The organism is Psychrobacter sp. 72-O-c, assembly GCF_904846605.1.
Classification (GTDB): domain Bacteria; phylum Pseudomonadota; class Gammaproteobacteria; order Pseudomonadales; family Moraxellaceae; genus Psychrobacter.
Genome location: NZ_CAJHBI010000002.1, coordinates 17,484 through 30,940 on the forward strand (window position 1 = coordinate 17,484; position 13,457 = coordinate 30,940).

A 13,457-nucleotide genomic window follows, 5' to 3' on the forward strand; every position below is an offset into this window, starting at 1 on the left:
TAAAGATTGACAGTTCTATAAAACCTCCCTATAATATGCGTTCTAGATTGATGCGGGGTGGAGCAGTCTGGTAGCTCGTCGGGCTCATAACCCGAAGGTCGTTGGTTCAAATCCAGCCCCCGCTACCATATTTTATACTGATATATTGCACAATAAATTCGTCAGTGACAATCAGCCCACCATTATGCTTGTGGGTTTTTTTGTATCTGTTAGTCAGGGTTATCGCGGTATCTACCCTACTTATGCTAAGCTCTATGCCCATAGAGTACGATACTATTTGTCTACTTATGCGATTGTTCATAAGCGACACTGCCTTTTACTTCATACTCTTTTATTGATAACTTTGCTTTATATATAATAAGTACATTCATGAGCTGAGCTTGATGTTCCTAAGTCATGTCCTTATATAGTGTAGATGTAAAACAAATATTGTAATGAGCTAGAGCTATTATATAATTGATAGAATACATAACGATTACTGTGAGCCTCGTAAATAAAAAAGCAATAAACAAACAAATAGCGCGGTTCATTAAGTACGACAGATAAGTGAATAGGAAGATATAAATAGATTATGAAACTTTCGACTAAAGTTGCAGAACTAACTAACATTATTGCCCCTGCGGTAGCTGCTTGCGATGTAGCGCTGTGGGGCGTAGAATTTGCGCCACAAGGCAATCGCTCATTGTTGCGTATTTACATTGAGGCTTTACCTGAAGAAAAAGAGCAAGATAAACAGGTGAGCATTGAGAATTGTGCGGCGGTTAACCATCAGGTGAGCGGTATCCTTGAGGTACATGATCCTATTGCTGGTGAATATGTACTAGAAGTCTCTTCACCAGGCTTTGACCGGGCGTTCTTCTCAGATGAGCAAATGCATGATTACGTCGGTCAGACTGTGAGCTTACGTTTGATACAAGCTATCGGAGAAGGCGATCAAAAACGCCGTAAAGTAACAGGCAGCTTAGACAGTATAGATGCAACGTTGTTAAACTTGACTGCGGCCGATGGTGAGCAGTTTGAGATTGCTTTAACCAATATCGATAAAGCCCATTTAATTTATGAAGACGCCTAATTGTTGAAGCTATTTAGAGTTAATTATTGAAATACTTAACTAGCGTATGGCTTACGATTACAACAGAACGTCAATACAGCAATTATAAAATTGAAGCCAATTATAAAATGATAGGACAGGTATAGCATGAGTCGTGAAATTTTAACGGTAGTAGAAACTGTCAGTAATGAAAAGGGCTTAAATCCTGAAGATATCTTTGAAGCCATAGAAGATGCCTTAGTGGTGTCGACTAAGAAAAAAGTATATACCGAACAGCCAGAAGTGGCCATACGGGTTGCTATTGATCGTACGACTGGTGACTATGATACTTATCGTTACTGGACGGTAGTTGCAGATGAAGATCACGAGATGCCTGCTTGTCAGCTTGCCATTACTGATCTTGACCAAGAACAATGGTCAATCGGTGATGTTAGAGAAGAGCAGATTGAATCCATTGAATTTGGTCGCATTGCAGCCACTCAAGCCAAACAAGTTATTATCCAAAAGATCCGTGAAGCTGAGCGTGCCCTAGTGGCAGACGTTTTTGAGCCACGCGTCGGTGAAATGATGTATGGTGAGGTAAAAAAACAAACGCGCGATGGCTATATCATTGATCTTGGGGATGATGCCGAAGGCTATCTATCACGTGATCAGATGCTCCCACGTGAGCAGCTGCGCGTAAAATCACGTATTAATGCCATTCTATATCATGTGAACCGTGAAAATCGCGGTGCACAGTTATTATTATCCCGTACGCACCCTGAAATGCTCTCAGCTTTAATGCAAAAAGAAGTGCCTGAGATTGCTGAGCAAATTATTGAGATTCGTAACGTTGCTCGCTTGCCGGGTACTCGTGCTAAAATATCGGTCAAAACCAATGATCATCGTATTGATCCGGTTGGCGCTTGTATTGGGATGCGTGGTACGCGAATTCAAGCAGTACAGCAAGAGCTTGATGGTGAGCGTATAGATGTAGTGGTGTGGTCAGATGATCCTGCCCAATTCATTATTAGCGCGCTTGAACCAGCGGATGTCAGTAGCATTATTTTAGACGAAGATATGCAGACTGCTGATATTATCTTTAGTACTAATGATCAGCTAGCACGCGCTATTGGCTCACAAGGCCAAAACGTACGTCTGGCTTCTGAGCTCACAGGTTATAAGCTTAACATGATGCTTGAAGAAGAGTATCAGCAGCGTCAGGATAACGAATCAAAAGCCTTTATCGAGTTATTCTATGAGCGTTTAGAGGTTGATAAAGATTTAGCACACGCGCTCGTTGATATCGGCTTTACCAGCATTGAAGAAGTGGCTTACGTACCAGTAGAGACTTTTTATGATATCGAAGGCTTAGATGACGAAGCCATTGATATGATTCAAGAGCGTGCTAAAGAAGTGGTCATCGCTGATGAGCTGGTAAAACAACAAAACATGAAAGAGCCAAGCCAAGAATTGCAAGATATGGAAGGTATGACGGTCAGTTGGGCTTATAAAATGGCTCAAAAAGACATCATTACCGTTGATGATTTAGCAGAACAAGCGGTATTTGACCTAGAAGATATCGAAGGTTTAGATACTGAAACCGCAGGAAAACTTATTATGAAAGCTCGGGAATCTTGGTTCAATGAATAGGCACTAACGGCATATCGCTGTCTTTTGGTGATATGCTATTGGTAATAAAGCGTTGATATTGATACAAAATTAATAGCAACCTTAACGCAATCATTTGTAGCCAACAACTGAATTGAACATATAGCAAACAATAGACAGTAGGTGATAATCAATGGCAGATAAGACCGTCAAAGAACTGGCAGATATGGTAGGCAAAACCGCTATTGCTGTAAAACAGCAATTAGTGGATGCTGGGCTGCCTGCTCGTGGGGAGGATGACTCAGTCACCGAACTTGAGCAAGAGAAGTTGGTGACGTATTTAAAGCAAAGTCATGGTCAGCAAGACAAGCGCCGTATTAGTCTCAAATCTAAGACGACTAGCACTGCACGCGTGACCGGCTCTTCAGGAAAATCTAAGAGCGTCAATGTTGAAGTGCGTAAAAAGAAAGTTTTCGAAAAGCCTGATCCAGAAAAAATGGCTGAAGAATTAGCGGCACGTGAACAGGCGCTGATTGAGTCACAAGCTCGTGCGGCTAAAGATGCTGAAGAGCGTTCTGCTACTAAGAAAAAAGCTGAAGAACGCCAAGCGACTACCTTAGCGGCCATGCGTGCAAGTTTAGGATCTAACAAAAGCACAGCAGGCAAAAATGCTGAGCCTTCTACTTCTTCAGTAGTGGTCAAAAAGGGTGGTAAAGCTGCCGTTGAGATCAAAGTCAAAGAGAAGAAGAAAGTCGCTGCTACTAAGCCAAAAGTTGAAAGCGCAGCTGAACGTAAAACTCGTGAAGCTCGTGAAGTAGAAGAAGAACGTCTACGTCAAATGGAATCAAAAACTCGTCGTGCACAAGCTGAAGAGACGCAAAAACGTACTCTTGAACAGATGCGTAAAATGGCAGGTCAATATACCGATCAGCCTGTTACGGAAGTTCGTAAGGACGAGCCATTAGCCGAAGGGTTGGTAGGTGATGCGTTAGAAGAGTCATTTGAAAAAGAACGTCGTGAGATTAAGCGTGGCGCAAGCAGCACTGCAACCCGTGGTCGTCGCCGTAAGAACCAAGATGAGCGTGAAATAAAAAATCGTAAAAACGGTTTAAGCTCAGCGCAATCGTCGCAACATAAGTTCGAAAAACCAGTTGATAAAATCGTTTACGACGTCGAAATTACTGAACAAATCGCGGTAGCAGAACTTGCTCAGCGTATGGCTGTCAAAGCCCGTGAAGTTACCAAATTGCTAATGAAAATGGGCGAAATGGCGCGTGAAACAGACAGTATTGACCAAGCGACAGCCAGTTTAATCGTTGAAGAAATGGGTCACAATCCAGTACTAGTAAGTGATACTAAGGTTGAAGACGATCTTCATAGTGCAGTTGATGAGCGTAGTAGTAACGTGCAAACGCGCCCACCAGTTGTTACTATTATGGGTCATGTTGACCATGGTAAGACTTCATTACTAGATAAGATTCGCGAAACTAAAGTTGCTACTGGCGAGGCTGGTGGTATCACACAGCACATTGGTGCTTATCACGTGAAAACGGATCGCGGTGTTATCACTTTCCTTGATACCCCAGGTCACGCGGCCTTTAGTGCCATGCGTTCTCGCGGTGCCCAAGCGACAGATATTGTCGTACTAGTGGTCGCAGCTGATGACGGTATGATGCCGCAAACTGAAGAAGCAATTGATCATGCTCGCGCTGCTGGTACCCCACTTATCGTAGCTATTAATAAAATGGATAAGCCAGGTGCTGATCCTGATCGCGTGTTGAATGAATTGACCGCCAAACAAGTAGTCTCTGAAGAGTGGGGCGGCGATACACCAATGGCACGTATTTCGGCCAAAACGGGTGAAGGTATCGATGATCTGCTTGAGTACATTAGCTTACAAGCTGAGGTTATGGAATTAGAAGCGCCTTTAGATGGTGCTGCTCAAGGTGTGGTCATTGAATCAAGACTTGATAAAGGTCGTGGTCCTGTTGTTAGCGTGCTGGTCAAAAAAGGCACTCTCAAACAAGGCGATCTAGTATTAGCGGGTGAATACTACGGCAAAGTCCGTGCCATGGTCGATGAGCATGGTCAACGCATTCAGTCGGCCGGTCCTTCTATCCCCGTTGAGGTTTTAGGCTTGCCTGATACCCCAGCTGCAGGTAGTGAGTTCTTAGTCGTTACTGACGAGAAGAAAGCACGTGAAGTCGCTGACTTTAGGGCCAATCGTGAGCGTGAGCGTCAACTTGAGCGCCAGAACAAAATGCGCTTAGAGAGCATGTTTGAGCAGATGGAACAAGGTGACGTGTCATTCTTGAATATCGTGCTAAAAACTGACGTTCGTGGTTCGCTTGAAGCTTTACTTGCCGCATTAGATGAGCTATCAACTGATGAAGTTAAAGTAAGGGTTATTAGCTCAGGTGTCGGCCCGATCTCAGAATCTGATGTGACGCTTGCAGAATCTAGCGAAGCCGTATTGTTAGGCTTTAACGTCCGTGCAGATACTACCGCACGCCGTAAAGCAGATGCTGCTGGTATGGATATTCGTTACTACAGCGTTATTTATGGTTTAATTGATGATGTGAAAGCGGCAATGAGTGGTTTGCTTGCCCCAGAACATCGCGAGAAAATCTTAGGTGTTGCTGATGTTCGCGAAGTATTCCGCTCTAGTAAATTTGGTGCAGCTGCCGGTTGTATGGTGGTTGAAGGCACTATTTATCGCAACAAGCCGATTCGTGTATTACGTGATGATCAGGTTATCTTTACCGGTCAATTACAGTCATTGCGTCGTTATAAAGAAGACGTCAATGAAGTGCGTACTGGCATGGAATGTGGTATGGCAGTTCGTGGCTATAGTGTCGAAGCGGGTGATAAGATCGAAGTCTTTGAAATACAAGAATTCGAACGCACCATCTAAATGTTTTACTTAAGCATGCTATAAGCCTAATAAGCTGAACATACATCGCATTGCTTACTGATATTACGATGTATTGAGGCCTAACAGGTTCATCCTGCTAGGCCTTTTTTATCGTATATAATATGCTTTTAGCACTATCAAAAATAAATAGTAGTAAAAATAGGATAATAATATGAACCAACGTCTACAACGCTTATCGGATCAAATCCAGCGCGAGCTTGCTGTTCTTATTCGTGATGAAGTTAATGATCCACGTCTGACAGGTTTTGTGACTATCTCTAGTGTCAAAGTTAGCGCTGACCTAGGTTACGCAGATATTTATGTCACTATCATGGAACCAGAGCTCAACGGCGCCATGAACAAGACTGATCATGAACCGAGTGTGCAAGTACTTAATAAAGCGGCTGGATTTTTGCGTACTGAGCTAAGCCGTAGCTTAAAAACCCGCACTACACCGCGTCTGCGTTTTCATTATGATGAAGTCACTGCTCGTGGTAACTATATGATGGATTTGATCAGTCAGGCCGTTACTAAAACTGAGAGCAATGAAGCTGATGATCAAGAGATAGATCAGAAACAAACTGACGAATAAGTAAATACTATGTCTATTGCGAAGCAAGCAGCCGATCAAGAAAGTAAGCAAAAGGTTTCAGGGGTAATCTTGGTAGATAAACCTAAAGGCATGACTTCTCAGCAAGTGGTGTCAAAGGTTAAATATCTGTTTAAGTCGCCTATACATGACAGCAAAAAAGCTGGGCATACTGGAACCCTTGATCCGATGGCGACTGGTCTGCTGCCTATTTGTTTGGGTGAGGCGACTAAATTTAGTCATTACCAGCTCGATGCTGATAAGTCTTATCAGGCGACGATCTTGCTCGGTCAGCAGACAGATACCGGAGATGCAGACGGAAAAGTCATTGCACAAGCTGCTATTCCTACCCTTAACGAGGAATTACTGAACCGTATTGCTCAGCAGTTTATGGGCGCGCAGCAGCAAATTCCGCCCATGTATTCCGCCTTAAAAAAAGACGGTAAGAAGTTGTATGAATATGCGCGCGCTGGAATAGAAATTGAGCGTGAGCCTAGAGATATTGTGATTAAAGCGATTGACTTAATAATGGTGGATGACCAACAGATTCAACTGACGGTTACTTGTACTAAAGGGACTTACGTGCGGGTTTTGGCAGAAGATATTGCTAAAGAGTTAGGTACATTAGGGCATTTGGTTGCTCTGCGTCGTTCGCAGGTAGGTCATTTTGATTTGAGCGAGGCTATCACTGTATCTCAGCTGGAGCAGCAGGAACTTGATACGCGCTTATCACAATTATTACCTATTGATGCCTGCGTTAATATTACCGCTGAATTGATGCTGAATACCGCGCAGTGCGAGCGTATAAAGATGGGTCAACGCCTAAACGTTATTGATCAGCTTACCACCGAGCTCCAGGCTTATATTATAAGTAACGTGCAGCATAGCGCATCATCTACTACAACTTCAGAAACTGATAATGATCGCCATGCAGAACATGAGCTACCGGTTGATATCCGCCTGATAGATGAATCAAGAAAATTTCTAGGTTTAGGGGCTGTTAGCCTCAACGGACGTCTACAACCTAAAAAAGTGATTTCGCGCTAACCTAAAACTTGCATAATTTACTAACATCTTACACTAATCACATATCGTCACATTTTATTGCAGGTTTCACCTATGGTGGAACCTGTTTTTTTTATATACTAATTTTGATTTACTAGGGAAGGTGACAGTCAGTAATAAATACTGATAATAACTAAATACTGATAATAACAAAGCTCATCAAGAGTGATGATCCAATAAGAGAAAATAATTATCAGCATAAATAAAATATGGACTCATGTGCTAAAAATATTAAGAAATATAACTCAGATTGAAACTTAACTTTTAAAAGTGTACGGAACATTATGAAAACGATCGCTTTCTTGCTACATAATAATTTTGAACAAGTAGAATACGAAGACGTCAATAATCAATTAAAAGATAAAGGTTATAAGACGATTCTTATCACCACCAACAAGAACAAAGAAGTCCAAGCTATGAATCAAGATGTCGATAAAGGCGATACCTTTACCGCAGATATCTTTGCAAAAGATGCCCAAATTGATGATTATGACGCTCTAGTAGTACCTGGTGGTACGGTAAATGCCGATACTATACGTGGTAACGAAGAAGCGCATAATATAGTCAAAGCTGTCAACAACGCCAAAAAACCACTAGCTTTAATTTGTCATGCTCCTTGGATTCTTATTAATACTGGAATTGCCAAAGGAAAAACCCTAACGGCATATCAATCTTTGCAAACTGACCTAGAAAACGCTGGGGCGAAATTTGTAGACAAAACGGTACAAGTAGACGGTAATCTTATTACCTCACGTAATCCAGATGATATTAAGAACTTTGTTGAGGCAATTGATAAGGCTTTATCCTAACAAGCCACTTTAACTAGAATCATCATTATACAAATAAGTTACATAAATACCTTATATAAAAATGCTATACAAAACATAGAAGTTTTAACTTACTACAATTAATCTAAAACCACCAAAGAGGAAATTATCATGGCACAGCCTAACCCAAACGATACTAAAATTGAGCAACAACGTTCTGAAGCAGCTAAAGCATCGCTAAAGAATCAAACTGAAAGTAATTATGCAGAAGATACGGAAGAAGCCGCAGATCGTATCGCTGATAACGCAAAAGAAGCTAAGAAAGACGAGGATAAGTAGCTTTTGATGGGTGAGTCTTAATTTACTCATTAGCGCCTCGCTACTGATGCTTTGGCAGATCAGTAATGAGGCGTATTAATACACCTCTGATAAGCAACGTGTAAATCGTAGGAGACATTATGGATAAGTCACAAAAAGATATGGACAAGCAAGAACAAAAAATACAACAGCTAGCAGAAGATATCAATCCTAGCGAAGATGTTTTTCCTGATAGCGAAGCTGAAGCAACAACGGTTCCATTAGCAGATGATGCACTCGGTGGTAATGCCACCCAAGATGACGTTAAGAAAAATAAATAAATCTTTTATTTATCTAGAGTCACTTTAAGGTTATTTTTAAAAACTGTTGAAACTACTGGCAAAAATTGCTGTTAGTTCAACAGTTTTTTGTTATAATCCCCTCCTAGTTAAAACAACGTGTTTGTTCCTCACTAGGTCAACTCTAGTAATGCAGGGTTGTCCTGAATGATGTGCAAACTATTTCATTTATACTATTCTATCGTTCCACAAGCGCTTAAATTTATTGAGTGTGTACTGGAGCTTTTAGCATTGCCGGAGAAATTTATGCTAACTAACACTGATCGTGAACAAATCATTTCACAATACCAGCGCGGCGAAAACGACACAGGTTCACCAGAAGTACAAGTGGCTTTACTAAGTGCTCGTATTGATGATTTACAAAATCATTTTAAAGCCCATAAAGCGGATCATCATAGCCGTCGCGGTCTTATCCGTATGGTTAATACGCGCCGTAAGTTGCTTGATTACCTAAAAGGTAAAGATCTTAGTCGTTATACCACAGTTATTAAACAGCTAGGTCTACGTCGTTAATTTAGCGACAATGGCACAGGTGGCAATCAAGTTAAAATACGCTGTATATTTGCGGTGTAATTTTAGAGGTCTTGATAGCCCTAAAGTAATTTACTTGTGGTTATTGACGTAATAGTTGAGCAGTATAAAAACGGTGTGGAATAGTTTCACGCCGTTTTTTTTATGCCTATTATATTGAGATAATTTAAAAGAAAGACACGTAGTAGCTTGCTTAGTATATACAAAGGTATAGGTCAGGAGCAAAAGTTTAAACAAAGACCATCTGCGGCGAAGAGCAGTGAGAAACAGTAACATTTGCTCAGTTTCTTAATTAATTGGTTAATGGCTATAAATCCCTGTAAAATAGTGCACTGTGCGTTTTCATAGTAGGCTTATATATAAATATAAGCGCAAAACAAAGTAAATAATGCCAGACATGGTTTGGTCATTTATAATGACAAAAATTTACTGATATTTATAGAAAACCGAATTTAAATTACTAGAAAGATAGCGCAGTACTGATAAGTAGCAACTATGAATAACACACATGTAATAGTATTGATGTATTAGTACATTAGATAAATGCATAACGCTAGCCGTACTGATGGATAGAACTTGTAAGCACAACGCTCATCAGTTAGCGGTTACACACTAAAAATTTCTAACGACCGATATCAGATTGTTTATATTATTGATATTATTTTCGTCACTCAACATTAGGAAACTTATATGACAACTCCGACAATGTTTAACACCATTAAGCGTGAATTCCAATACGGCAACCAGCAAGTTATTCTTGAAACTGGCCGTATCGCTCGTCAAGCCAACTCAGTCATGGTACACATGGGCGGCGTTTCTGTATTAGTCGCAGCAGTAGTTAAGCCTGAAGCAAAAGCAGGGCAGAACTTTTTCCCTTTAACCGTTAACTATCAAGAAAAAATGTACGCTGCAGGCAAAATTCCAGGTGCTTATGGCAAACGTGAAGGCCGTGCTAGCGAATTTGAAACTTTAACCTCGCGTCTGATTGACCGTCCGATTCGTCCGTTATTTCCTGAAGGTTATCTGAATGAAGTTCAGATCACTGCTACCGTTGTGTCGTCAGACAAAACTCAATCTGCAGATATTGCAGCACTAATTGGTGCTTCAGCTGCGCTAGCTATCTCTGACGCTCCGTTTAATGGCCCTGTTGCCGGTGCACGCGTTGGCTTTATTAACGGTGAATATGTTTTAAACCCGACTCTTGAACAACTTAAAGAGAGTGATCTGGACTTAATCGTTGCTGGCACAAAATCTGCAGTATTGATGGTTGAATCAGAAGCCAAAGAGCTATCAGAAGATCAAATGCTAGGCGCAGTACTATATGGCCATCAGCAGCAGCAAATCGTTATCGATAATATTGCTTCAATGGCAGCAGAAGTTGGTACGGCTAAGCAACAGTTTACTGCTCCTAAGCACGACGAAGCGCTTGAGAGCAGCATGAAAGAGCAGTTCGGCGAGCAAGTTGCTGATGCTTATACCATCACTGATAAGCAAGAACGCTACACTAAGCTTGATGATGTTAGACAAGCTGCTATTGATGCGCTTGCTGGTGATATAGAGTCAGAAACTTATAGCAGCAAAGTATCCGAGCTTAAAGACATCTATAATGACCTAAAATACCGTACGGTTCGTGACAGTATCTTGTCAGGTAAACCACGTATCGATGGTCGTGACCTTGAGACTGTTCGTGCCCTTGACGTGCAAGTGGGTGTTCTACCATTTACGCATGGTTCAGCGCTATTTACTCGCGGTGAAACCCAAGCATTGGTTACGACTACTCTTGGTAGCAGCCGTGACGTCAACATGATTGACTCGCTAGCCGGAACTATTCGTGACCATTTCATGTTGCATTATAACTTCCCGCATTTCTCAGTGGGTGAAACCGGTCGCGAAGGTATTCCTAAACGTCGCGAAATCGGTCATGGCCGTCTAGCACGCCGTGGTGTACAAGCGATGCTTCCTGATAGCGAACGCTTCCCATACGTCATCCGTGTGGTATCAGAGATTACTGAATCAAACGGTTCATCGTCTATGGCTTCAGTTTGCGGTGCAAGCTTGGCGTTGATGGATGCTGGCGTACCAATCAAAGCACCAGTTGCTGGTATTGCAATGGGCCTAGTTAAAGAAGGCGAGCGCTTTGCAGTCTTGTCTGACATCTTAGGTGATGAAGATCATCTTGGCGATATGGACTTTAAAGTTGCTGGTTCTAAAGACGGTATCACCGCGTTACAGATGGATATTAAAATCGAAGGGATTACTCCAGACATCATGGAGCAAGCGCTTAAACAAGCCCATGCTGGTCGTATCCACATTTTAGACGCGATGAATAAAGTATTGCCTGAGAGCCGTACTGAAATTAACGCGCATGCGCCTAACTATGCGGTTATTGAAATCAATCCAGATAAAATTCGTGAAGTTATTGGTAAAGGTGGCGCAACGATTCGTCAGCTAACTGAAGAGACTGGTGCGGTTATCGATATTGATGACGGCGGCACGATTCGTATTTTTGGTGAAAATAAAGCAGCAACCAAAGCCGCTATCGGTAAAATCGAAGCCTTAACAGCAGAAGTTGAAGTAGGCAAAACTTATGAAGGTACGGTTGCTCGTATCGTTGACTTCGGTGCCTTCGTTAACGTATTGCCAAATACTGATGGCCTTGTTCATATCTCACAAATCGCAGAAGAGCGCGTAGAGAATGTATCAGACTACTTAAAAGAAGGTCAAATCGTTAAAGTATTTGTTCAAGACGTTGATAACCGTGGTCGCATCAAGTTGACCATGAAAGGTATTGAGCAGAACTAATAGCTGATATTTTACTAATGTAGTATTAGATTTTTGCTTTAAAAAAACCGCTTTGAGCAATCAAAGCGGTTTTTTTATGGCTTAAAATTTAAAAGTGGTCAGTAATTCAAAATAAATAACTTAGGTGCTTTAATAAGTTAAAAGCTTATATTTAGAGCGTGATACTTTTAGGAAGGTGCAATTCAATACGTACTTTTGGTAAGTCTTGCAATTGCTGAGTCAGTAGGGGCAAGGTGTCAGCATGCCAATCTAACGGTTTGAAATTAGATAAGCTGGAAGCGTCAAATAAAGAGGTATTAGTCATGGTACGCGTGTCATCACGCGGTGAGCTGATAGAAATAAGTGGGCGTGCTAATAAAGCTATTCTACGAACGCCTTGATAGCGTATCAATGAGGTGAGCTGCTGTTGTAAATCGATAAGAGCGGCTTTTAGCCAGAGGACGCGTGTTGGATGATAAGGATGATCTGATATGACAAGGTTGGCAATATAGCTTGGCTGATTACCGTTGTTACTTGCACTTAGCCCTGCGCGCTCACGTTGGCGTTTATGGACTAAACAACTACCGATTTTTAGACTGCTATCACGGCAAGCTCGAAGGTAGCGCTGATAATTATCAGGATAAGTAGTACAGGATCTAATAAAATGCCAGCGCTATTGACCGGTAATATTAGCACTTGTGCATTACTGTTTAAGATAGAGGCATGGGTCGGTTGAAGAATTGCCATAACAGATATCTCATGAGAGTAGATTTTGTAAATGAATAGTCTAAAAAATAAGACAGGCAAAGCATTTTTAAAAAACACCGCAATAGATATATAATTGATCCAATTTTAAAAACGACACAATGCTACTGGGTTAGTAGCACGTTGCTACTAGAGTATTGCTTTTATTTTGAATCGGCTATAAGAATTCTCATTCTGCAGCATTTTCAGCTGTTTCTTTTGCCTCTAACTGAGCGATTTGCTGCTCAAGTAACTTGATTTGCTCAGCTTTCATATCTGTTAATTGTTTATTCATAATGACTTGCTCGGCTGCTAACTTTTCTTTTTCAGCCAGCCGCTGCTGCTCATCTTCCAAGCGATCAATTTCTTCTTTAGCTAAGCTGTCAGTCTGAGGTAGGGGGGCATTTAAGATAGTATTAGATTTAGGACTTTTGTCGTCAGCAGCCTCAATCCCCTCAATGCTCTCATCAATCGCGGCATTATTATCAGCATTATCAGCATTATCAGCATTATCAGCATTATCAATCCTATCTTCTCCTGGTATTGAAGCCGATTGAGAGGACTCTGTTGTTGATGGGGTATTTGTAACTGGCGCAGAAGCATCAGGTAAAGATCGTGCCCATACTAAATAACCGACTACGATAAGTAGCAACACCAGTAGGGTCGCTATTAATAGTTTTTGGCGTGATTTAGTAGGTTTGGAATTTAAAGATTTGCTTGAGATAGGACGCGTTTTTTTGCTTTTCATACCAGGGTCAATTACTTCAAA

At 41.4% G+C, this 13,457-nt stretch carries 13 protein-coding genes and 1 tRNA gene; 11 read left to right on the forward strand and 3 right to left on the reverse strand.

Annotated elements, in window-relative coordinates; all coding sequences use genetic code 11:
• Positions 1 to 51: 51 nt before the first annotated feature.
• The 11 genes from JMX97_RS00730 (at position 52) to pnp (ending at position 11,965) form a co-directional block, all read left to right on the forward strand.
• A tRNA-Met gene (locus JMX97_RS00730) sits at positions 52 to 128 on the forward strand.
• Between the two features lie 443 nt (positions 129 to 571).
• The gene (gene rimP, locus JMX97_RS00735) at positions 572 to 1,072 is read left to right on the forward strand and encodes a ribosome maturation factor RimP (protein WP_201554127.1); all 501 of its coding nucleotides are present in this window, start codon (positions 572 to 574) and stop codon (positions 1,070 to 1,072) included.
• A 126-nt stretch (positions 1,073 to 1,198) separates the two neighbouring features.
• Positions 1,199 to 2,683, forward strand: coding sequence for a transcription termination factor NusA (nusA, locus tag JMX97_RS00740; RefSeq protein ID WP_201554129.1), 1,485 nt, complete (start codon positions 1,199 to 1,201; stop codon positions 2,681 to 2,683).
• A gap of 151 nt (positions 2,684 to 2,834) precedes the next feature.
• The gene (gene infB / locus JMX97_RS00745) at positions 2,835 to 5,555 is read left to right on the forward strand and encodes a translation initiation factor IF-2 (RefSeq protein ID WP_201554131.1); all 2,721 of its coding nucleotides are present in this window, start codon (positions 2,835 to 2,837) and stop codon (positions 5,553 to 5,555) included.
• A 172-nt stretch (positions 5,556 to 5,727) separates the two neighbouring features.
• Complete coding sequence (locus JMX97_RS00750) at positions 5,728 to 6,147, forward strand: ribosome-binding factor A (protein WP_201554133.1); 420 nt, start codon at positions 5,728 to 5,730, stop codon at positions 6,145 to 6,147.
• A gap of 9 nt (positions 6,148 to 6,156) precedes the next feature.
• A complete protein-coding gene (gene truB / locus JMX97_RS00755; protein WP_201554135.1) occupies positions 6,157 to 7,191 on the forward strand; it encodes a tRNA pseudouridine(55) synthase TruB in 1,035 nt (344 codons plus the stop codon).
• 302 nt (positions 7,192 to 7,493) lie between these two features.
• The gene (locus tag JMX97_RS00760; protein WP_201554137.1) at positions 7,494 to 8,018 is read left to right on the forward strand and encodes a type 1 glutamine amidotransferase domain-containing protein; all 525 of its coding nucleotides are present in this window, start codon (positions 7,494 to 7,496) and stop codon (positions 8,016 to 8,018) included.
• Between the two features lie 129 nt (positions 8,019 to 8,147).
• Positions 8,148 to 8,315 (forward strand): hypothetical protein, encoded by a 168-nt coding sequence (locus JMX97_RS00765; protein ID WP_201554139.1) that lies wholly within the window; start codon positions 8,148 to 8,150, stop codon positions 8,313 to 8,315.
• A 119-nt stretch (positions 8,316 to 8,434) separates the two neighbouring features.
• Positions 8,435 to 8,614, forward strand: a complete 180-nt coding sequence (locus JMX97_RS00770) for a hypothetical protein (RefSeq protein ID WP_201554141.1) — start codon at positions 8,435 to 8,437, stop codon at positions 8,612 to 8,614.
• Positions 8,615 to 8,878: 264 nt separating this feature from the next.
• On the forward strand, positions 8,879 to 9,145 hold the full coding sequence (gene rpsO, locus JMX97_RS00775) for a 30S ribosomal protein S15 (RefSeq protein ID WP_201554143.1): 267 nt from the start codon (positions 8,879 to 8,881) through the stop codon (positions 9,143 to 9,145).
• A 723-nt stretch (positions 9,146 to 9,868) separates the two neighbouring features.
• Positions 9,869 to 11,965 (forward strand): polyribonucleotide nucleotidyltransferase, encoded by a 2,097-nt coding sequence (gene pnp / locus JMX97_RS00780; protein WP_201554332.1) that lies wholly within the window; start codon positions 9,869 to 9,871, stop codon positions 11,963 to 11,965.
• Between the two features lie 151 nt (positions 11,966 to 12,116).
• Here the strand turns inward: pnp and JMX97_RS13695 are convergent, their stop codons facing one another.
• The 3 genes from JMX97_RS13695 to JMX97_RS00790 form a co-directional block, all read right to left on the reverse strand.
• The gene (locus tag JMX97_RS13695) at positions 12,117 to 12,356 is read right to left on the reverse strand and encodes a hypothetical protein (protein WP_227671387.1); all 240 of its coding nucleotides are present in this window, start codon (positions 12,354 to 12,356) and stop codon (positions 12,117 to 12,119) included.
• A gap of 179 nt (positions 12,357 to 12,535) precedes the next feature.
• Positions 12,536 to 12,691 carry a hypothetical protein gene (locus tag JMX97_RS13700; RefSeq protein WP_227671388.1) on the reverse strand — a complete coding sequence of 52 codons (156 nt, stop codon included), beginning with the start codon at positions 12,689 to 12,691 and terminating at the stop codon, positions 12,536 to 12,538.
• Positions 12,692 to 12,878: 187 nt separating this feature from the next.
• Positions 12,879 to 13,436: a SpoIIIAH-like family protein gene (locus tag JMX97_RS00790; RefSeq protein WP_201554151.1), complete on the reverse strand. Its 558-nt coding sequence runs from the start codon at positions 13,434 to 13,436 to the stop codon at positions 12,879 to 12,881.
• Positions 13,437 to 13,457: the final 21 nt, after the last annotated feature.

Excerpts from the sequence above, each read along its gene's own strand:
- JMX97_RS00760 (WP_201554137.1), top strand. The coding sequence starts at position 7,494 with ATGAAAACGATCGCTTTCTTGCTACATAATAATTTTGAACAAGTAGAA.
- JMX97_RS13700 (WP_227671388.1), bottom strand. The coding sequence starts at position 12,691 with ATGGCAATTCTTCAACCGACCCATGCCTCTATCTTAAACAGTAATGCA.
- rimP (WP_201554127.1), top strand. The coding sequence starts at position 572 with ATGAAACTTTCGACTAAAGTTGCAGAACTAACTAACATTATTGCCCCT.
- nusA (WP_201554129.1), top strand. The coding sequence starts at position 1,199 with ATGAGTCGTGAAATTTTAACGGTAGTAGAAACTGTCAGTAATGAAAAG.
- pnp (WP_201554332.1), top strand. The coding sequence starts at position 9,869 with ATGTTTAACACCATTAAGCGTGAATTCCAATACGGCAACCAGCAAGTT.
- JMX97_RS00770 (WP_201554141.1), top strand. The coding sequence starts at position 8,435 with ATGGATAAGTCACAAAAAGATATGGACAAGCAAGAACAAAAAATACAA.
- JMX97_RS00790 (WP_201554151.1), bottom strand. The coding sequence starts at position 13,436 with ATGAAAAGCAAAAAAACGCGTCCTATCTCAAGCAAATCTTTAAATTCC.
- rpsO (WP_201554143.1), top strand. The coding sequence starts at position 8,879 with ATGCTAACTAACACTGATCGTGAACAAATCATTTCACAATACCAGCGC.
- truB (WP_201554135.1), top strand. The coding sequence starts at position 6,157 with ATGTCTATTGCGAAGCAAGCAGCCGATCAAGAAAGTAAGCAAAAGGTT.
- JMX97_RS00750 (WP_201554133.1), top strand. The coding sequence starts at position 5,728 with ATGAACCAACGTCTACAACGCTTATCGGATCAAATCCAGCGCGAGCTT.
- infB (WP_201554131.1), top strand. The coding sequence starts at position 2,835 with ATGGCAGATAAGACCGTCAAAGAACTGGCAGATATGGTAGGCAAAACC.
- JMX97_RS00765 (WP_201554139.1), top strand. The coding sequence starts at position 8,148 with ATGGCACAGCCTAACCCAAACGATACTAAAATTGAGCAACAACGTTCT.